The sequence below is a fragment of the Sporosarcina gallistercoris genome (genome assembly GCF_014836415.1).
Lineage (GTDB): Bacteria > Bacillota > Bacilli > Bacillales_A > Planococcaceae > Sporosarcina > Sporosarcina gallistercoris.
In genome coordinates, this window is record NZ_JACSQY010000010.1 from 62,324 (window position 1) to 81,046 (window position 18,723).

The following is an 18,723-nucleotide window of genomic DNA, read 5'->3' on the forward strand; positions in this document are numbered from 1 at the left end:
CACTCGCGTGGTTTGCGGTCTTTTTATGTACATCCCCGGTTAGATACGACTGATCCGGTTCATTTGCAACACTTTTCGTATCTCTTTATCTTTCGCCTTCTGCTCGAGCACATCCAAGCGTTCGTTCAAATTCGCAACCAATCGGATCAGTTGTCCAATTTGTAATTCCATACGCAGTATTATTTTATGGTGTGATTCCATGCGCTTCTCTCCTTTGAGGCGATTTCGCTGCCGGACCAGTAAGAAGCGGTCTCTTCTGATCCGACGGTAAAATCGCGATTTGTTGGTGGCTGAAACAACCACTCCTCTTCGTACTGCTACACCGTTAACCGTGCCTGACCACTTGTAACAGCGTTTATATGTCATACTTGCTTCCTAGGATCAGAAGGAATCCCCACTCCCTCTGGCCCTGTTCTTACCCCCGGTACTTGTACGTGCTGCTCTTTCCACGGGCAACACACGCACATCTTGACTATTCCATGTTTTTTATTATCTACCTCCTTCACTAACGCTTTTCTAATGCCCTATGTAACTGGTGAATGCATTAGAAAATTGGCAGCGTTTCTTTTTCGTGACCTTGTGAAGGCAATTCAAAATGGTCAGCCGCAGTAGAAGCTGCTTGCGTTCGGACAGTTGGTTGCCCTTCGGAAGACGGCTTTTTCGTAATCAGGAAACGGACATCTTCTCCTGCGACTTGGGTTACAAATGCACGGGTCCGGTCGTCCCGCTCGTACGAACGTGTCTGAATACGTCCGCTGACACCGATTAAAGATCCTTTTCCGCAATGTTTCGCCGTATTTTCCGCAGTACGCCCCCAAATGGTAACGAAAATGAAGTCCGCATCGATGTCGCCTTGCTGATTCTTGAAACTGCGATTGACAGCCAGTGTAAAACTCGCTTGCATCCTTCCATCACCGATCATCCGGACATCTGGATCTTTCGTCATTCTTCCGACAAGTGCCACATGATTCACCTAGTTCCCTCCTCTCTTTGAATTGCTTTCATCATACGGATAAGGTTCAGATTGGACAAATGTGCATTTCCTCGATTTGAGGGTGATTGAATAGCTGAACATGAAGTTTGAAACATGAGTATTTTCGCTCATACGCTGTTTACCGTTGGAGGGACTGCACTTTCGAATTGTGTTATTTTGTCGATAATTCGGCTTTGCCCATATTAGAAAGAGTTTTGAATGACTGTGGTATACTGGGTGAAAAAGGGGGATTCGGACGGGATGAAAACGTTTAAAATGATTTCTTTCGGTTTGCTTTCCGGCGATACAGCTGATTATCTACCCATGCACGACGGTATTATCATCAACCAGGAGAACAGTCATCGCATGTGGATATTGGAAATGTTTTTGGATGTCGAGTATAAAGAACGATTCGAAAAACTGCAGGCGGAAGAAGCACTCGTGGAAGCGAAAGTCGTGATTTCTTATCCTGAAAACGAACCTGCCGCCTTTGTGCTTGCAGTAGATACCGTACAGGAAATAGGAAACCGGGTTTCCGTCTTATTGAAAGGTCGATTGAAACGTCAGCGTTCCGAATATGCGGAACAGCTGTTGAGTGAGTTGCTGGACCGTGGTTTCGAAGGCCAAGCCTTACTTGAACGTTTTGAAAGTGACATGCGTTCACGGCCTCGGTTAAAAAAGAAATAAACAAGCAAAAACCACGGATTGTTGATCCGTGGTTTTTGCTGTCATTATTTTCCGCCTGACATACCTTTGTCATCTTTCTTTGGAGAACCGCCATTGTTACCAGTTCCAGCCGTATTTCCGCCGTCGGGAGTGCTGTTTTCCCCCATCGTCCCGCCTTCTCCGTTACCTGTACCTTCTAACGTGTCGTCCGTGACACCATCACGGTTCAAGACACCATCGTTCATCCCGCCGTTACGATCTTCTTCCAATCCATCGAGATTAGGACCTGTCGTACCGTCGGGCGCATTGCCCTCCATATCCGGAGTCCAGTCACGTGCACGCTCGTCCATACCGTCGTTCAAGTCTTCCATCGGTGTCTCATTTTTGTCTGGAATATCGTTGTTGTTGTTACCACATCCAGCCAGTACGAATCCTGCAACAAGTGCTGCCGGCAATACTTTCTTCAACATGAAAAATTCCCTCCTTTCAAGTAGCTATCCATCATAGCTTGGCTTGAAAAGAAGGAACTATCCATTCTTTCTTTATGCGTTATAACGTTTTTTGAGTTCGGCTTCGACGAATGTCGCTTCAGCCTTACATTCATAGACGTATTGCGTATTGAGCTTTTCCTGCATTTGTTGAATCGTTGCAATCTGCTCTTCTGACGGCGGCTCACTTAGCACTTTCTGAATGACTTCATTGATACGACTTGCAATTTCCTCATGAAATTGAGTAGCGTATTTGACGTCATCCGGAATTTTTTCGTACCAGAGTGCTTTTTCTGTAATATATTCGCTCCAACGCTTCATGAAGTCTGTCATGTCATAGCGATCCGGGTCCCATTCGATCTCCGTCATGTATTGTTCAAAGGTCTGTGTAATAGACCTCGTGATGCTGCTCTTTAAATTGGGTGAAAGACTTTTGAACATACTCGTTTAGTACCTCCCACGATATACATGCTACGTTGACCGCATGTTTAATTGGCTTGTTGTGCAATTTTGCACTTGCCAAAGTGTGTAAACACACTATGTAAAATTTTAGCGGATTTTTCTCCCAGTTGCAACTTTTAACTGAAAATCAATCTTTAGCACCAAGTGCGAATGTGATTTCCGCTTCACATGCGATGTCACCATCAACTGTTGCTGTCGCTCTCCCTTTTCCAATGGAACCACGTATACGTGTAATTTCCACTTCAAGTCGGATGACATCTCCAGGAACCACTTGTCGCTTGAACCGGCAATTGTCAATTCCTGCAAAAAATGCAAGGCGGCCTTTATTCTCTTCTTTTTGCAATATCGCAACAGCTCCGACTTGTGCCAAAGCTTCTACAATCAGTACTCCCGGCATGACCGGGTAACCTGGAAAGTGACCGTTAAAGTAGTTTTCATTAATGCTTACGTTTTTAAGTCCCACGGCACGTACGCCTTCTTCAAGTTCAAGAATGCGATCGACCAATAGGAATGGATAACGATGCGGGATGATCGCTTGGATTTGTTCAGCTGTCAGCATAGTGATTCTCCTTTCCGGTTCGTCTGAAATTTATAGTTATTTCTCTTTTCCACTCATGATATCAAAAATATGTGTCCATGTTTCCTTTTGGAAAATACCGCTTGCAGTTCCGTCACCGAGGACACTGTAACCGATCAGTGCACCGAGTATTGCAGCAACAACTAGCAACACGATCACCAGAATGACGCGAACGTAAATCGGAAGAATGCGGATCTGTACCCAACGGACCTGTTTAGTCTCCGTCTCTTCTTCCGTTTCTTTTTTCACTTCTCGCTTTGTCCGTGTTTTTTGTACAGTTTCTTGTTGTATGGGGTTCGCTTGTGTTTTTCGCTTACTGCGCGTCACTTGTTCGTTGTCCGACGTGGCTTGGGCCGTTGCTGCAAGGGCTGCCCGAGCTTCTGTCCGACTTTTAGCAGCTGATTGTTTCGGCTCCGAAGACGCCTGGGACGTGATGTCTGTATTTCTTTTTTCATCTGTCATATCAATACTCCCCACTCAGCTCACCGGATATTATTGACCAGACCGAGCATCTGATCAGCGATCGAAACCGTACGTGAGTTGAATTGATACGCTCGCTGGACGTTGATGAGGTCTGTCATTTCTTTTTGATAGTCAACATTGGACCCTTCAAGAGCTCCTTGCTGTATACCGACTTCCGGGCCTGCAATTTCTGTTAATATATCGGCTTCCGTTACATTCAGTTCTTCCCAGTTAGACGGAAGTGTAAAATGCGTTGAGGACAGCCGTGTCAAAAGGTTAGGGCGCTCAATTAAGGTAACCGCCATTTCAGCTGTCTGCTCTGCTCCATTTGCGGATTGCGCAACCAACGTACCGTCCGCTTTCAGTTCAATTGAATCTACAGGACCATTGAACGTGATGCCGTTTCCTGCACGGTCTGCAACCGCATTCCCTTCACCGTCAACGAGTGCTACCCGGTTTCCTTGAGCTGGCGAAAGGTAGAAGTTCCCTTGACGTGTATACACCGTCTCCGGACCATCCGGGCCTTGTACGATCACATTGAAATAGTTTTTCGGTTCAGTGAGTGCAAAGTCGAGATTTCTTCCAGTCTGCTGTAGTGTACCCACTTTCCAGTTCATCTGCGTTTGACCAAGCATCGCTCCGACGCCGTACCGGATTCCTTCAGGGGATTGTCGCGGCGCTGTGTCCGCTTTGTCGTTGTTGAATTGCTGATACAACATTTCCTGAAAGCTTGCCTGATTGGATTTGTACCCGTGTGTTCCTATATTAGACAAGTTGTTGCCGATGATATCCAGATTATTTTGCAGCTGGTTCATCGTATTGACAGCTGTCGTCATCGTACGAATCATTTAGTTTGACTCCTTCCGCTTATGCGAAGCTTGCGATTATCCATTGACACGACCGATTTCCGATACCGCTTTTTCCATACTGCGGTCATAGGCTTGCAGCACTTTCTGATTGGCTTCGAATGCTCGGTAAGCCGTCATCATATCCGTCATCGTTCGAGACGTATCCACGTTCGATTGCTCGACGAACCCCTGTTTGAAAGAATAGCTGACTCCTTGTGCATCATTTGCGTCGGGCAGCTCTTCCAGAGCGTAAAACAGTCCATTATCACGCTTCACAAGCGTTTCCGGATTCACAGCGTAACTGATTCCAAGAGCGGCTGCTACTTGTTCACCGTACTTGATGATGCCGTCTTCCGTCACTTGGAAATCGTCGTTCGGCAACTGGATACGCTGTCCGTCTGCATCGAGCACATAATTCCCGGACGGGGTTGTGAGATACCCTTCCGGATTCAGTGCGAAATTCCCATTCTTCGTATACGCTCGTTCCCCATCCGATCCTTCAAGCGTATAGAAAACGGCACCACGATTGCCCGTTTCCGGATTGACCGGCAATACTCCGTCTACAAGTGCAATGTCTGTTGTGAGTTCCGTCTCTCGCAGTTGTCCCTGTGTGAACAGCGGCATGGTCTCTTGCATATACGTTCCTGTCGACAGTGCGCCGATCGGGTCCAAGCCTTTCATCTGAAAGCTATTTTGGACTGGCACTTTGGCTGCCTCCAAGTTGGACAAGAACATTTCAGGAAATGACCGGATCGATGACTGATCTGTCTTGAATCCTGGAGTATTGGCATTGGCCATATTGTTTGAGAGTAATTCCGTTCTGCGCTGTTGCGCAATCATTCCTGATCCTGCTGTATAAAATCCACGGAACATGTGCCCCGCCTCCTTTTTAGGTTTGTTGCATATGATCCAGTGGCGAACAGATTAAGATCGGTTACGTTTTTTATCTAAGCTATCCAGCATAATGCCTGTCCCTTTAGCGACACACCCAAGCGGATCGTCTGCTATGAAAACTGGTACTTTCAATTCTTCTGCCAGCAATTGGTCCAATCCACGAAGGAGTGCACCGCCACCCGTTAAGATGATGCCTCTATCAATAATATCCGCAGATAGTTCCGGTGGTGTTTTTTCCAAAACATTTTTAGCTGAATGAAGGATCCACGCAATGGACTCTTCCATCGCTTTCGTGATTTCCTTTGAATTGACTGTGACAGTTCTAGGAAGTCCTGATACCATATCTCGCCCACGAATGTCCATTTCGTCATGATGGCTATCCGGAAACACTGACGTGACGGTCATTTTAATATTTTCAGCAGTGCGTTCGCCGATTAATAGCTTATGATTTTTCTTTATGTGATTTACAATGTCTTGATCGAACGTATTGCCTGCAATTTTAATGGATTCGGATGTGACAATGTCTCCCATGGAAAGAACCGCGACATCCGTTGTGCCGCCTCCGATATCAATGACCATATTTCCACTAGGCTGGTAAATGTCCATTCCTGCTCCAATTGCAGCCACTTTAGGTTCAGCTTCAAGAAATACTTGTCGGCCGCCCGATTTCTGGACAGCTTCTTTAATGGCTTTCTGTTCAACGCTTGTGACGTCAGTGGGACAGCAGATCAAGATGCGCGGTTTAGAAAACCATCCTTTGACATTCAAACGATCGATGAACCCTTTCAGCATCGCTTCTGTGCTGTCAAAGTCAGCAATGACACCGTTTTTCAATGGCCGTATCACCTGGATATTGCTAGGGGCCCGTCCGATCATCAGTCTTGCTTCTTCTCCAACTGCTATTAATTCACGTGTTTTAGTGTCAACCGCAACTACTGATGGCTCGTTAAGCTGAATCCCTTTTCCTTTTACATGTATTAAAACGTTAGCTGTTCCCAGGTCAATACCGATATCTTTCGCAAACATCTCATCGCTGCCCCTTCCATTCGTTCAGGCGTTATCTCGTACGTTTACACGTTCTCCTAACTTAACATTTTATCACAGTGTTCCGAAAAAGAACATAAAAAATCGCTATTTTCCGTGCTTTCCCTCGGTTTCAAGGAGCATAGTTCGTTTTTTAATATCACCATAGAAAAAACGGACTGCGCAAGTCGCTAGTCCGTCTCTGTTGCTGCTGTCTCATTCAGTTTACGTTGTTCAATTTTCCATTTTTGACGAGTCGCTTCCCCACCTCGTAAATGGCGAATCGATTTGTGGTAAGCCAAGATTTTCGCGACTTCCTCTGATAATTGAGCATCGATATTAGGCAGACGCTCTGTCAAGTCTTTGTGTACTGTACTTTTCGAGTAGCCCGTCGCTTTTGCGAGCGCTCTCACAGTGAGACCGGTTTCGATGAGCAGGTTGCCGAGACGTACGCAGCGTCTCCGAATTTGTTCGTGCACACCCTCTTCCTTTCCCGTCAATCCATTTGTTCTTTCACTGTATGCGAAGGGACGGCAGGCTATTCCTTTTGAATGTAGAGGTGTGCTTTCTGCGGGCACGTTGTCGATCAGTTAGTGGATGTTGCAGGACGCTTGGCGCGTGTTCCCGATCACGAAGTGCACTTTACCAATCAGCACTTAGGGTTCTTTGCGGAGGTTCTCGAAAGGGGGCGCATCGCTTATTGGAAAGGGTATCTCATTTGGATCTGAAGGGCAGGAGGAATCCATTGATGTTTCAGTGGAGATTTATGAGCGTTTCGCATGGTTTATGATCACTTACAGAGTTTTATGAGCGCTTCGCACGGTTTATGATCACTTCCTGAGTTTTATGAGCGCTTTGCATGGTTTATGATCACTTCCAGAGTTTTATGAGCACTTCGCACGGTTTATGATCACTTCCTGAGATTTATGAGCGCTTCGCACGGTTTATTGCTCCTTTCCCAAGCTTCCGCCCTCTGTTCTACCCGCAAAAAAAAACCTGCCGGGGGATGGCAGGTTGGCTCAAAGAGTTATTTAAAAGGCCAAGAAAGAGCGGGGATTCACAGCGACGTCGTCTTTTTGTACTTCGAAGTGTAAGTGGACGCCTGCTTGCGGGTTCCATTCGTTTTCCGCAGTCATCGCTAGCGCTTCACCTTGTTGGATCTCGTCACCCTCTTTTACGAGAATGCCAGTGACGGAGCGGTAAATCGTTTTCAATCCATCCTTGTGAGAGATGACGATTTCACTGCCTTTAAATGGATCTGAGACGATTTCTTCCACTTTACCACTCATCGCTGCGACCACTTCGAACGGTTTCCCATCGACTGCAATCGACACTCCTTCATTTGTAACGTATGTCTGTTTAAATACGAGGAGTGCGTTTTCTCGACTAGCTGCATCGGCTTTTGCGTCATAGAAGTCCTGGATAATGGCAACTTGGTCAAGAAGTTCTTCATCAAACGGGTACTTCAGTTGTTCGTTTGCTGCGTTTGTTTCCAATGTCACTTCGTCTTGCGGTTTTTCTTTGTCCACAGCTGCCTGCTCACCGGCATCTGGTTTCGTCAATGCATTATATCCCCAAACCATTCCAACGAACAGCAGGGCGAAGCTTGCATAGATAGATGGCCAGAACCAGTTGCTTTTCGTGCTCTTGTTTTTCTGAGAAGGGGCTTTCGGTTTTTTTTCTTCTCTCATTTATGATCACCTCACTCGCTATTCTCTGCAAGTTAAGGATTTTTTAAACATTCCTCTTTCGATTTTTCAAAAGATTTTATTTCGGTGCCGGTATAATAGTGTTTGACGATCTGTTCTGCGGTCCACCCCTTCTTTGCGTAAGCTTCTGCGCCGTTCTGACTCATACCGACGCCGTGACCGTATCCTTTCGTCGTGATGTGGACGATCTTGTTTGTTACATCGAACCCGATATTGAAGTCGGTGGAAGGGAGTTTCAGCTTTTCCCTCATTTCGCGACCGCTTGTTTCAAAGCTGTCTGACAGGACGCTCTGGACACGTCCTGTCTCATTGCGGACGAGTTGGAGTGCACGGAAATCATCTTCTTTCCATGACGTGCCTAGTTTTTCATTCCACTCGGCGAGAGGCATGTTGAGTGTTCGTTCCACTTCTTCAGATACGGTTTGTTCGTCCGGGCTGTCCACGCTTTGTAAATATGGAATTGGATTGCCCGTGAAGTTCTCAGCAGTTTCCGTCTGACCGTTGGAAGTTGAGAAGAACATGGCGGTAATCATTTGTTCGTCGTGTACGATGACGGAGCCTGCTGTTTCTTCAACTGCTTTCCGTATCTTCTGTTCGTTTTCCTTGAAATTTTTTCCCCAGCGTTCTTTACGTTCTTTTTCGTTAGAATAGACTTGTGCTGTAACGTCCCGACCGATCGGTTTTGTGCCTTCTGCCGTTTCTTTGAGTGCATACGTGCGTGCTGCAATCGCCTGTGCTTTGAGGGCTTCCAGTGAGTAAGCGACTGGCATTTCAGACGCGACGACTCCGATGATGTACTCTTCGAGCGGCAGTGGCTTGTCCTCTCCTTCTACTGTAATTTCGGTCTCACAAGCTAGTTCCTCGGGTGGCTTAGTGGCGTCTAGTGTTCTGTTGTACTTCAAGTTTAGGAGTACAGGTATAAAAAACAGGAAAATGATGAATACTACTAATAGTCTTTTGTCCATGTTGCATGGTATGTGTTATTCCAGACAATTATGAGGCTATTTTTGACTTTCTCCTAGTCGTAGTCTTCTATGACATGAATCGACATGATTTTTCAATCATAATTGACTTTCATTTGAATTCATCCACAAAAAAAACTGCCCCTCATGTAAGGGGCAGTTGTGATCGATATTATGAATGAACGACTTCTGTGTCTGCTGTTTCAGATTCGCTGGAGACACGGCTGATGTCTGCGCCAAGTGCTTTCAGTTTCTGATGGAAGTTGACGTAGCCACGATCCAAGTGAATAAGCTCAGTGACTCTCGTAACGCCTTCTGCGACAAGTCCTGCAAGGATGAGTGCAGCTGCAGCACGAAGATCGGTTGCTGCTACTTCAGCGCCTTGAAGGTCTGAAGGTCCGTTCATGATGACGGAACGTCCTTCGATTTTAATATCAGCATTCATGCGACGGAATTCTTCCACGTGCATGAAGCGGTTTTCGAAGACTGTCTCTGTCAATACACCAGTACCTTCTGCTTTCAACATGAGTGCCATCATTTGTGACTGCATGTCTGTCGGGAATCCAGGATGAGGCATCGTCTTCAAGTCAACCGATTTCAATGGGTGCTGCGCTGTAATGCGAAGACCTTCATCGAGTTCAGTAATGACAACGCCCATTTCCTGCAGCTTGGAAATCAATGCCGCGTTGTGCTCAGGCAATGCGTTTTCAATTGTCACGTCTCCGCCTGTAATCGCTGCGGCAACCATGAATGTACCTGTTTCGATACGGTCCGGGATGATGTTGTGCACAGCACCGACTAATTTTTCCACGCCTTCGATGCGGATAACGTCCGTACCAGCACCGATGACTCTGCCGCCCATTTCGTTGATGAAGTTCGCAAGGTCAACAATTTCAGGCTCTTTAGCCGCATTTTCAATCAATGTCGTTCCGTTAGCGAGCGCAGCTGCAGTCATGATATTCTCCGTTGCACCGACACTTGGGAAATCGAGATAGATTTTTGCGCCTTGCAGACCGTTTTTAGCTCGTGCTTCAACAAAACCGTGACCAAACGAAATGTCCGCGCCCATTGCTTCGAACCCTTTCAAGTGCTGGTCGATCGGACGGGATCCGATTGCACATCCGCCTGGCATTGCCACGCGTGCAAAGCCATTGCGCGCAAGGAGCGGACCCATCACTAGAATGGATGCACGCATTTTACGCACGTATTCAAATTGCGCTTCACTCGTAAGTGTTTCCGTGGAATCAATGATCAGCTCGCCAATTTCAGGTTTATATTCTGTTTTTGCATATAAGCTCTTCAGTACTTCATTAATTGTGCGGACATCCGAAAGATTAGGTACTTCACGGATGACATTGACGCCCTCAGTAGCAAGCAACGCAGCCGCGAGTATCGGCAACACTGCGTTCTTAGCTCCTTCTACCCGCACAGAACCGTGCAGCTGTCGCCCACCATTAATAATAATTTTATCCAAAACAAGCCCCTCCGACTCAAAGTTATAATTCGTTCTTAAGCGTAACAAGTTTACATATCCAAAAGTCAGTAAATTATAGTAGTAAAAATCATCCAAACTCAGTCCATTGTACAACGACGCGCTGCAATTCACAAGCGCCATTGTGACCCTTTCCGACAAAAGATAGCTGTAGTCTAAATTATGTACAGTCGGGATGTCCTGTGTGGGTATTTTACAATTTCTTTATGACTGCCATATTACGAAAAGGTTACATTCAACTTGGTTCCCTTGTGCTGATTCAGGTAAACCTCTCTCATCAAATTATAATGAAAGTATTCGTCTCATTGCCCCAGAGGCATCAAATGTCTATGCGGCGATAAGACGGATCATCCAAAGATGAAAGGAAGTCTTCCCGACCAATAGGATATGTCTAAAAAGAAATTTGATACCGAAGAACCGATGGCAATACTCAACATAATAAATAATAATTGTGTTTGAAATACGCGATTTTTACGGATGATCGCTTGCGGCATGATCGCTTGCAAAGCAAAAAACGAGACACCTATGAAAAAAATATGTGATCCGAGTGCCAATAATGGATTAACGCCTAGTGCGTCCATAGTCATCTACTCCCGATGCGTACTTTTAACGATAAAGTACGTTTTTTGTCAGCGTTAAAAAAAATCGGACAGAAGAACCTCCTCTGTCCGATTTGCTCGTATCCGACTTACATGCCGGAAACATTAATACGGTTAATGGCCCTACGTAAATTAAGTTCGGCCATTTGACGCTCCAGTTTGTTCGTAGTCTGCTGGAGTTCAACTTCTGCCTTACGTTTCGCAAGTTCAGCACGTGCCAGGTCGATGCGAGAAGCAAGTTCCGCACTTTGCGCAAGCACTGTGACAACATCCGGACGGACTTCCAAGAATCCGCCGTTCACTGCCACGTGTTCTGTTGAATTGCCGTTTTTCAGGCGAAGTGCGCCGATATCAAGTGGAGCTACCATCGCGATGTGTCCCGGTAAAATACCAAGCTCACCCGTTTCGGTAACAGCTATCACCATATCCGCTTCAGTTTCGCTGACAGGGCCGTCGGGAGTGACGATATTAACTTTTATCTTCATAATTTCCCCTCCTGGTCCCTTTTATTAGACTTCTACGCCCATTTCTTTTGCTTTAGCCACAACTTCTTCAATGCGTCCAACAAGTCGGAATGCATCTTCAGGAAGGTGGTCGTATTTGCCTTCAAGGATCGCCTTGAAGCCTTGTACAGTTTCAGCAACCGGTACATACGAACCTTTTTGGCCCGTAAATTGCTCGGCAACGTGGAAGTTTTGTGACAGGAAGAACTGAACACGACGTGCACGATCAACGATCTGCTTGTCATCTTCACTCAACTCATCCATACCTAGGATGGCAATGATGTCTTGAAGTTCACGGTAACGCTGCAACGTTTGTTGTACTTGTGTCGCAACTTCATAGTGTTCTTTACCTACGATATCCGCACTAAGTGCACGTGACGTCGAAGCAAGTGGATCCACCGCTGGGTAGATACCCATCTCAGATAGTTTACGCTCAAGGTTCGTCGTTGCATCAAGGTGAGCGAACGTCGTTGCAGGAGCTGGATCTGTATAGTCATCGGCAGGTACATAGATCGCTTGGATCGATGTAACAGAACCTTTGTTAGTTGAAGTGATACGCTCTTGAAGCTGACCCATTTCAGTCGCCAATGTCGGCTGGTAACCAACCGCAGATGGCATACGTCCGAGCAAGGCAGAAACTTCAGAACCGGCTTGTGTGAAACGGTAGATGTTATCGATGAAGAGCAGAACGTCAGCGCCCTGTTCGTCACGGAAGTGCTCCGCCATTGTCAAACCAGTCAAGGCAACACGCATACGTGCACCAGGCGGCTCGTTCATCTGACCGAAGACCATCGCCGTTTTCTTAATAACGCCTGAGTCCGTCATTTCATAGTACAAGTCGTTTCCTTCACGAGTACGCTCTCCAACACCAGCGAATACCGAGATACCACCGTGCTCTTGTGCGATGTTGTTGATCAATTCCTGGATCAGAACGGTTTTACCTACACCCGCGCCGCCGAAGAGACCGATTTTACCGCCCTTGATGTAAGGAGCAAGTAAGTCAACAACTTTAATACCCGTTTCAAGGATTTCCACTTTCGTAGAAAGGAATTCGAATGATGGTGCTTCACGGTGAATCGGATCGCGTTGGACATCTGCCGCTAGCGGCGCTCCAAGGTCGATTTCCTCACCAAGAACATTGAATACTCGTCCGAGAGTAACGTCTCCAACAGGTACTGAGATTGGCGCGCCCATATCTATTACTTCTTCGCCGCGTCTCAAACCATCTGTAGAGGACATTGCAATCGTACGTACAGAATCGTCTCCAAGGTGCAAGGCCACTTCAAGTGTGAGCGTTTCCGCTTCAGCACCCGGGCGATTGATTTGGACTTTCAGGGAGTTGTAGATCTCTGGAAGTTGGCCATCCGCAAAGCGAACGTCAACAACTGGACCCATTACCTGAAGAATTTGTCCTTTACTCATGCTTTTCCCTCCTGTCGTACTGGTACGTTCGTTTTCGTTACGCCTATTCGAGCGCTGCAACGCCGGCAACGATTTCAGTGATTTCCTGGGTAATCGCAGCTTGACGAGCACGGTTGAATACAAGCGTCAAGTCATCTATCAAATCAGTAGCATTATCTGTAGCAGTCTTCATCGCAGTCATACTGGAAGCATGTTCGCTTGCTTTCCCGTCAAGGACCGCTCCGAAAATGAGGCTCTCCGCATATTGCGGCAATAAGGATTCAAGAATCACTTCAGCAGAAGGTTCGAATTCATATGACGAGCTCACTCCAGACGGTTCAAGATCAGTTAGCGGAAGCAATTTCCGTTCCGTCGGCTCGTTGGAGATGGCGGAGACGAAATGGTTGTAATAAAGGTACAACTCATCGTAATTGCCTTCCGTGAACATGCCAACAGCTTTATTCGCGATGTTTTTTATCTCTTCGAACGAAGGGTGATCGGTCACACCGACAAGGCTCTCTTGTACGTTGAATCCGAGACGTTCAAAAAACTCAGTTCCTTTACTTCCGATTACGAAGAGCACGATTTCATCTTTAGATGCATGGCGCGCTTCGATTGCACGTTTCGCTTTACGCAGTATGTTGGCGTTGTATCCTCCAACAAGTCCACGGTCAGATGTGACGATAATATATCCCGTCTTTTTGACTGGGCGAGTGACTAACATCGGATGTCCGGAGTTTTGAGTCACAGAAGCGATGGATCCAACCACTTCTTCAATCTTGTCCATATACGGTACGAATTTCTTCGCGTTTGCTTCCGCACGGCTCAATTTTGAAGCAGAGACCATTTGCATCGCTTTTGTGATTTGACGTGTACTCTTCGTCGATTTAATGCGTTGTTCCACCTCGCGTAATGAGGCCATTGGCTATTCACCACCTTTTTGTTTTAGTCCCGTAATCCGTTACTTAACTTATTGTCCTGAAACCGCGAAGTTCTTTTTGAACTCGTTGATAGCCGCTGCAAATACATCATCTGCAGGAAGACCTTTCGTAGTACGGATCGTTTCCAATACGTCTGTGTGGTTGCTTTCAAGCCAAATATTGATTTCACTTTCAAAGCGAAGAATATCTTTAACTGGGATATCGTCAAGGAATCCACGAGTAAGTGCGTAAAGGATTACGACTTGGTGTTCTACCTTAACCGGTTTGTTCAAGTCTTGTTTCAACACTTCAACAGTACGGTGTCCACGGTCAAGTTTCGCCTTCGTTGCTGGGTCAAGGTCTGATCCGAATGCAGAGAACGCTTCAAGTTCACGGAACGCAGCAAGGTCAAGACGCAGTGTACCTGCAACCTTTTTCATTGCTTTGATCTGTGCAGATCCACCTACGCGGGATACGGAAAGTCCAGCGTTGATCGCTGGGCGTACGCCTGAGAAGAATAGATCCGACTGAAGGAAAATCTGACCATCTGTGATGGAGATTACGTTCGTTGGAATGTATGCAGAAATATCGCCTGCTTGTGTTTCAACGAATGGCAATGCTGTAATTGAACCGCCACCAAGGGAGTCGTTCAATTTTGCAGCACGCTCGAGTAAACGGGAGTGTAGGTAGAATACATCTCCTGGATATGCTTCGCGACCTGGAGGACGGCGCAGCAACAAGGAAAGCTCACGATACGCAGCAGCTTGTTTTGAAAGATCATCATAAACGATCAAAACGTGCTTGCCTTGGAACATGAACTCTTCAGCCATTGTAATACCTGCATAAGGAGCAAGGTAAAGAAGTGGCGATGGTTGAGAAGCAGATGCAGTTACAACGATTGTGTAGTCTAGTGCGCCGTTTTCACGAAGCGTTTCAACAACACCGCGAACTGTGGATTCTTTCTGACCAATTGCTACATAGATACAAATCATATCCTGATCTGCTTGGTTAAGAATTGTATCGATCGCTACAGTAGTTTTACCTGTCTGGCGGTCACCGATGATCAATTCACGTTGTCCACGACCGATCGGTACAAGTGCGTCAATCGCCTTGATACCTGTCTGAAGCGGCTCATCAACTGATTTACGAGCCATGACGCCTTGCGCCGGGCTTTCAATCGGACGAGTTTTTGTAGTATGAATCGGACCAAGTCCATCCACTGGCTGCCCAAGTGAATTGACAACACGTCCAATTAATTCTTCTCCAACTGGAACTTCCATGATACGGCCTGTACGACGTACTTCATCGCCTTCTTTAATGTCTTTGTATGGCCCGAGGATAACGATACCTACGTTGTTCGCTTCCAAGTTTTGTGCCATACCAAGTACACCTGTAGAGAACTCAAGAAGTTCTCCGGCCATGACATTGTCGAGACCATGAGCACGGGCGATACCGTCACCTACTGCGAGAACAGTACCTACTTCGCTAACTTCCATCTCAGACTGATAGCCAGCAATTTGCTGCTTAATCAGTGTGCTGATTTCTTCAGCTTTGATGCCCATGTATGTCACCCCTCATCTTTCAAGATTTTAACCGATCAACGTACGCTGCAATTTAGTAAGCTTGCTGCTAATGCTGCTGTCGAAGATACGGTTTCCGATCTGAAGGCGGATGCCTCCGATCAATTTCGGTTCAATGATTGTCTTAAGTTGAAGCGACTGTTTGCCGACTTTATGAGCAAACGCGCTGGAAATTGCTGTTTCTTCCTGCTCAGTCAAAGGACGGATTGCATACACTGTCGCTTCCGCAACACCGGATGCAGCGTTCGCTAACTGATGGAAATCTTCGAGAACGTCGCTTAGTTCATCCATACGGTCCGCATCGAGCATCACGTATAGTGCATTGAGCAATAATGCTTGCGCACCTGGCAGGATATTAGCGATCAATTCACGTTTTTTGTTCAATGACAGTTGTGGTAAGCTCATAAGCTCCTCGAAGCCTTTGTTGCCGCTGAGTGCTGCTTGGAGCTCTCGAACGTCAGTGTGGACTGCGAGCAAGACGCCTTGTTCCTGAGCTGCTTTGAACAACCCAGTTGCATAACGTTCCGCTACGATAGAACGGCTCATCGGCCTTCCCCTGCCTTCACAATCGTTTCTTCGATCAATGCGCGGTTATCCTCCTCGGATACTTCTTTACCGAGTACTTTAGACGCTGCCATGATTGAAAGAGATACGAATTCTTCGCGGACAGCCGCAATTGCTTTTTCTTTCTCAGTGGCGATTTCAAGCGCTGCGTTCTCTTTCATACGGCCCACTTCTGCGCGTGTCGTTTGAATGAGTTCCTCACGTTGAGCTTCGCCTTGCTTTTTCGCATTTTCAACGATTGACTGTGCGTTTGTATGTGCTTCTTTTAAAAGAGCGCGTTGCTCTTCCAACAATTTCTGTGAGTCTAGACGGCTTTGTTCAGCCGCATCGATTTCATTTGCAATCATTTCAGCACGCTGATCCATGATCCCCATCAACGGTCCCCATGCGAATTTCTTCAAAAGAAGCATGAGAAGAGTGAAGAAGAACACTGTTGCAATGATATCACCTAAGTTCAGCCGTTGGTTCAGGCTGGATAAGAATCCCGAGTCAGCGTTTGCTGACAAAAGGACGAAGGTATCCAAAAACACGATTGTTTCACTCCCTTCAAAAACTTACGTCTGATCTACAAACGTTTTGGTTAGAATGATTGGCTCGAGCACATGACATGCCCGATATACGCTGACATAAACGAATGGCGAAGGATCGATCTTTTTCCATTCTTCGCCATTGTTTAAAGTTCTTATAAAGTGGTTAGATAACAGAGGGAGTCATACAGGCTGGCAAGACCGCTTTGCAGCCCAGGCCCTATCCAACTCGTTAACTACCTGGATCGGTTCTGATTGAATTACTTGTTCATAACGATGAAAGCGATAACTGTAGCGATGATTGGCAAAGCCTCAACCAACGCAACACCGATGAACATTGTTGTTTGAAGAACGCCGCGTGCTTCTGGTTGACGAGCAATCCCCTCAACTGTACGTGAAACGATCAAACCGTTACCGATACCAGCGCCGAGTGCGCCAAGACCAACTGCGATAGCTGCTGCTAATAGACCTAATGAACCTGTCATAGTGTTATTTCCTCCTAGTATTGTTTAGTTTGGTAGTGCGTATTCCCGCAAGCGGGTTTTATGTTTAGTGGTCCGCCGACACTTTGTGCGACATATAAACCATCGTCAACATAACAAAAATGAATGCCTGGATTGCCCCGATGAATACCGAGAACCCTTGCCAAGCAAGTGCTGGAACGATTGCTCCGATAAAACCGCCGAAGCTGCCGGCAGCAAGTGTTGCGAGAAGCCCAATCAAAATCTCACCCGCAAAGATGTTACCGTAAAGACGTAGACCGAGTGTCAACGTGTTTGCGAATTCTTCAATGACTTTCAGTGGTGCCAAGAACGGCATCGGCTGGATATAGGTTTTGAGATATCCTTTCATGCCGAGCATCTTCACGCCATAGAAATGCGTCAAAACTATGACAGTAGCTGCCAATGTCAATGAAATGACTGGATCGGCTGTCGGTGATTTCCACCACAACTGATGATCCCATTGGATGGAGAAAGGCAGACCGAGCATATTGGCAACAAACACGAACATAATAAGCGTGATGCCGAGTACGTGGAAACGGCCGCCTGTTTTCCAGTCCATGTTGTTTTTAATGATTCCCTTCACGAAGTCCATGATCCATTCCATGAAGTTCTGCATGCCTGTAGGTTTCATCTGCATTCTCCGTGTTGAAAGCACTGCAATGATGAAAACGATGAGACATGTAACGAAGAGCATCATAATGTTAGCCGGGTTAAAGCTTATACCGAAGAGGACAAGTTCCGGATTTTCATGTTCCACGTTTCGTTCACCTCCCTTTTGTGATCAGTTTAAGAATGATGCTTCACATGGTAAAAGATCCTATCAATCAGCAATAGGGCATATGGAATCATCAAACCAATCACAGTACTGATCAGATTGAAGTATTCTGGCATCGACATCGCGATGGCGGCCGCAGCCACTCCGGAAGCGAAACGCAATCCCGAACCGAGCGAAACCTTTTTGCCCTGATCCAGTTTCTTGTCGAATTGTTCCATTCTACGGATAAGTATCCAGAAATTATACAATCCGAAGATTAATCCTAGCAAAAGACCAGCAAAAATCTCCTTCGCTCCCGTAAAGGCCCAGCCTAGAATCAGCAATGCGAGCAAAAAAAATAGAGCTCTCTTTTGCCTTGTGAAAATTTCCTGCATTGTCTGCATGGTAGGTGAGTCTCCTATTACGATAAGTTTAGTTAGAAACTGAAGCGCTCGACTTTCGGTTTAGAAGTCGAACAATGAGCGGGTTCGCAGGTTGGTGCGCATTGGCTTGTCCGAGTTGTACGGCAACCACTTACTGATCAGATGTCTCGGGAAGTACCGGGACTAAGAATGGTAAGAAAAGTGCCGCCTGCTTGGCGTTCACCAGGACACGTTGTCCAACGTATCGCACTGATGCCCATATACTTTAGTGCGATAGGCTACGAGTGATGATAGAACTTAGCCAAAAAATCAAGCGGTTTCAGCTGATTTATCTATGTATAAACCCTATCATTATTACCCTCTGTAAGCATACAATAGCGATATTTTGATGTCAATTGATTCCCGTGAAATTCTTCACAAACTATAGGTACTG

Annotated in this window: 24 protein-coding genes; 1 reads left to right on the forward strand and 23 read right to left on the reverse strand. The window is 46.4% G+C overall.

Annotated elements, in window-relative coordinates:
* Positions 1-39 precede the first annotated feature (39 nt).
* Complete coding sequence (locus tag H9659_RS12485; protein WP_191691061.1) at positions 40-201, reverse strand: hypothetical protein; 162 nt, start codon at positions 199-201, stop codon at positions 40-42.
* Positions 202-544: 343 nt separating this feature from the next.
* A complete protein-coding gene (locus H9659_RS12490) occupies positions 545-973 on the reverse strand; it encodes a single-stranded DNA-binding protein (protein WP_318240728.1) in 429 nt (142 codons plus the stop codon).
* A 261-nt stretch (positions 974-1,234) separates the two neighbouring features.
* Here H9659_RS12490 and H9659_RS12495 point away from each other — a divergent pair, with 261 nt between their 5' ends.
* Positions 1,235-1,660 (forward strand): YwpF family protein, encoded by a 426-nt coding sequence (locus H9659_RS12495; RefSeq protein ID WP_191691063.1) that lies wholly within the window; start codon positions 1,235-1,237, stop codon positions 1,658-1,660.
* Positions 1,661-1,704: 44 nt separating this feature from the next.
* Here H9659_RS12495 and H9659_RS12500 read toward each other — a convergent pair whose 3' ends face one another.
* The 21 genes from H9659_RS12500 to H9659_RS12600 form a co-directional block, all read right to left on the reverse strand.
* Positions 1,705-2,109: a hypothetical protein gene (locus H9659_RS12500; protein ID WP_191691065.1), complete on the reverse strand. Its 405-nt coding sequence runs from the start codon at positions 2,107-2,109 to the stop codon at positions 1,705-1,707.
* Between the two features lie 72 nt (positions 2,110-2,181).
* On the reverse strand, positions 2,182-2,568 hold the full coding sequence (locus H9659_RS12505; protein WP_191691067.1) for a hypothetical protein: 387 nt from the start codon (positions 2,566-2,568) through the stop codon (positions 2,182-2,184).
* Positions 2,569-2,716: 148 nt separating this feature from the next.
* Positions 2,717-3,148 carry a 3-hydroxyacyl-ACP dehydratase FabZ gene (fabZ, locus tag H9659_RS12510; protein ID WP_191691069.1) on the reverse strand — a complete coding sequence of 144 codons (432 nt, stop codon included), beginning with the start codon at positions 3,146-3,148 and terminating at the stop codon, positions 2,717-2,719.
* Between the two features lie 36 nt (positions 3,149-3,184).
* A complete protein-coding gene (locus H9659_RS12515) occupies positions 3,185-3,628 on the reverse strand; it encodes a DNA-directed RNA polymerase subunit beta (RefSeq protein ID WP_191691071.1) in 444 nt (147 codons plus the stop codon).
* Positions 3,629-3,648: 20 nt separating this feature from the next.
* Positions 3,649-4,476, reverse strand: a complete 828-nt coding sequence (locus H9659_RS12520) for a flagellar hook-basal body protein (protein WP_191691073.1) — start codon at positions 4,474-4,476, stop codon at positions 3,649-3,651.
* Between the two features lie 36 nt (positions 4,477-4,512).
* Positions 4,513-5,349 (reverse strand): flagellar hook-basal body protein, encoded by an 837-nt coding sequence (locus H9659_RS12525; protein ID WP_191691075.1) that lies wholly within the window; start codon positions 5,347-5,349, stop codon positions 4,513-4,515.
* Between the two features lie 51 nt (positions 5,350-5,400).
* A complete protein-coding gene (gene mreB / locus H9659_RS12530; protein ID WP_191691077.1) occupies positions 5,401-6,396 on the reverse strand; it encodes a rod shape-determining protein MreB in 996 nt (331 codons plus the stop codon).
* 188 nt (positions 6,397-6,584) lie between these two features.
* A complete protein-coding gene (locus tag H9659_RS12535) occupies positions 6,585-6,872 on the reverse strand; it encodes a sporulation transcriptional regulator SpoIIID (RefSeq protein ID WP_116017965.1) in 288 nt (95 codons plus the stop codon).
* Positions 6,873-7,424: 552 nt separating this feature from the next.
* Positions 7,425-8,084, reverse strand: a complete 660-nt coding sequence (locus tag H9659_RS12540) for a M23 family metallopeptidase (protein WP_191691079.1) — start codon at positions 8,082-8,084, stop codon at positions 7,425-7,427.
* Positions 8,085-8,116: 32 nt separating this feature from the next.
* The gene (gene spoIID / locus H9659_RS12545; protein ID WP_225217828.1) at positions 8,117-9,004 is read right to left on the reverse strand and encodes a stage II sporulation protein D; all 888 of its coding nucleotides are present in this window, start codon (positions 9,002-9,004) and stop codon (positions 8,117-8,119) included.
* Between the two features lie 232 nt (positions 9,005-9,236).
* Entirely contained in the window at positions 9,237-10,538 is a 1,302-nt protein-coding gene (gene murA / locus H9659_RS12550) for a UDP-N-acetylglucosamine 1-carboxyvinyltransferase (protein ID WP_191691083.1), read from the reverse strand.
* Between the two features lie 365 nt (positions 10,539-10,903).
* Positions 10,904-11,137 carry a DUF1146 family protein gene (locus tag H9659_RS12555; RefSeq protein WP_404828983.1) on the reverse strand — a complete coding sequence of 78 codons (234 nt, stop codon included), beginning with the start codon at positions 11,135-11,137 and terminating at the stop codon, positions 10,904-10,906.
* Positions 11,138-11,244: 107 nt separating this feature from the next.
* Positions 11,245-11,643, reverse strand: coding sequence for a F0F1 ATP synthase subunit epsilon (locus tag H9659_RS12560; RefSeq protein WP_318240731.1), 399 nt, complete (start codon positions 11,641-11,643; stop codon positions 11,245-11,247).
* 21 nt (positions 11,644-11,664) lie between these two features.
* A complete protein-coding gene (gene atpD / locus H9659_RS12565) occupies positions 11,665-13,080 on the reverse strand; it encodes a F0F1 ATP synthase subunit beta (RefSeq protein WP_191691089.1) in 1,416 nt (471 codons plus the stop codon).
* A gap of 43 nt (positions 13,081-13,123) precedes the next feature.
* Entirely contained in the window at positions 13,124-13,981 is an 858-nt protein-coding gene (atpG, locus tag H9659_RS12570) for an ATP synthase F1 subunit gamma (protein ID WP_191691091.1), read from the reverse strand.
* A gap of 48 nt (positions 13,982-14,029) precedes the next feature.
* Positions 14,030-15,541, reverse strand: coding sequence for a F0F1 ATP synthase subunit alpha (gene atpA, locus H9659_RS12575; protein ID WP_191691093.1), 1,512 nt, complete (start codon positions 15,539-15,541; stop codon positions 14,030-14,032).
* A gap of 27 nt (positions 15,542-15,568) precedes the next feature.
* Positions 15,569-16,105, reverse strand: a complete 537-nt coding sequence (locus H9659_RS12580; RefSeq protein WP_191691095.1) for a F0F1 ATP synthase subunit delta — start codon at positions 16,103-16,105, stop codon at positions 15,569-15,571.
* Positions 16,102-16,653, reverse strand: a complete 552-nt coding sequence (atpF, locus tag H9659_RS12585) for a F0F1 ATP synthase subunit B (protein WP_191691097.1) — start codon at positions 16,651-16,653, stop codon at positions 16,102-16,104. Before atpF ends, H9659_RS12580 begins: the two co-directional genes overlap by 4 nt.
* A gap of 257 nt (positions 16,654-16,910) precedes the next feature.
* Positions 16,911-17,135 (reverse strand): F0F1 ATP synthase subunit C, encoded by a 225-nt coding sequence (gene atpE, locus H9659_RS12590; RefSeq protein WP_040287550.1) that lies wholly within the window; start codon positions 17,133-17,135, stop codon positions 16,911-16,913.
* Positions 17,136-17,199: 64 nt separating this feature from the next.
* The gene (atpB, locus tag H9659_RS12595; RefSeq protein WP_191691099.1) at positions 17,200-17,910 is read right to left on the reverse strand and encodes a F0F1 ATP synthase subunit A; all 711 of its coding nucleotides are present in this window, start codon (positions 17,908-17,910) and stop codon (positions 17,200-17,202) included.
* Positions 17,911-17,939: 29 nt separating this feature from the next.
* Positions 17,940-18,311: an ATP synthase subunit I gene (locus tag H9659_RS12600; protein ID WP_191691101.1), complete on the reverse strand. Its 372-nt coding sequence runs from the start codon at positions 18,309-18,311 to the stop codon at positions 17,940-17,942.
* Positions 18,312-18,723: the final 412 nt, after the last annotated feature.

Coding starts and splice junctions, on each gene's coding strand:
- H9659_RS12485 (WP_191691061.1), bottom strand. CDS start 201: ATGGAATCACACCATAAAATAATACTGCGTATGGAATTACAAATTGGA.
- H9659_RS12495 (WP_191691063.1), top strand. CDS start 1,235: ATGAAAACGTTTAAAATGATTTCTTTCGGTTTGCTTTCCGGCGATACA.
- H9659_RS12500 (WP_191691065.1), bottom strand. CDS start 2,109: ATGTTGAAGAAAGTATTGCCGGCAGCACTTGTTGCAGGATTCGTACTG.
- H9659_RS12505 (WP_191691067.1), bottom strand. CDS start 2,568: ATGTTCAAAAGTCTTTCACCCAATTTAAAGAGCAGCATCACGAGGTCT.
- fabZ (WP_191691069.1), bottom strand. CDS start 3,148: ATGCTGACAGCTGAACAAATCCAAGCGATCATCCCGCATCGTTATCCA.
- H9659_RS12515 (WP_191691071.1), bottom strand. CDS start 3,628: ATGACAGATGAAAAAAGAAATACAGACATCACGTCCCAGGCGTCTTCG.
- H9659_RS12520 (WP_191691073.1), bottom strand. CDS start 4,476: ATGATTCGTACGATGACGACAGCTGTCAATACGATGAACCAGCTGCAA.
- H9659_RS12525 (WP_191691075.1), bottom strand. CDS start 5,349: ATGTTCCGTGGATTTTATACAGCAGGATCAGGAATGATTGCGCAACAG.
- mreB (WP_191691077.1), bottom strand. CDS start 6,396: ATGTTTGCGAAAGATATCGGTATTGACCTGGGAACAGCTAACGTTTTA.
- H9659_RS12540 (WP_191691079.1), bottom strand. CDS start 8,084: ATGAGAGAAGAAAAAAAACCGAAAGCCCCTTCTCAGAAAAACAAGAGC.
- H9659_RS12555 (WP_404828983.1), bottom strand. CDS start 11,137: ATGGACGCACTAGGCGTTAATCCATTATTGGCACTCGGATCACATATT.
- atpD (WP_191691089.1), bottom strand. CDS start 13,080: ATGAGTAAAGGACAAATTCTTCAGGTAATGGGTCCAGTTGTTGACGTT.
- atpG (WP_191691091.1), bottom strand. CDS start 13,981: ATGGCCTCATTACGCGAGGTGGAACAACGCATTAAATCGACGAAGAGT.
- atpA (WP_191691093.1), bottom strand. CDS start 15,541: ATGGGCATCAAAGCTGAAGAAATCAGCACACTGATTAAGCAGCAAATT.
- H9659_RS12580 (WP_191691095.1), bottom strand. CDS start 16,105: ATGAGCCGTTCTATCGTAGCGGAACGTTATGCAACTGGGTTGTTCAAA.
- atpE (WP_040287550.1), bottom strand. CDS start 17,135: ATGACAGGTTCATTAGGTCTATTAGCAGCAGCTATCGCAGTTGGTCTT.
- H9659_RS12600 (WP_191691101.1), bottom strand. CDS start 18,311: ATGCAGACAATGCAGGAAATTTTCACAAGGCAAAAGAGAGCTCTATTT.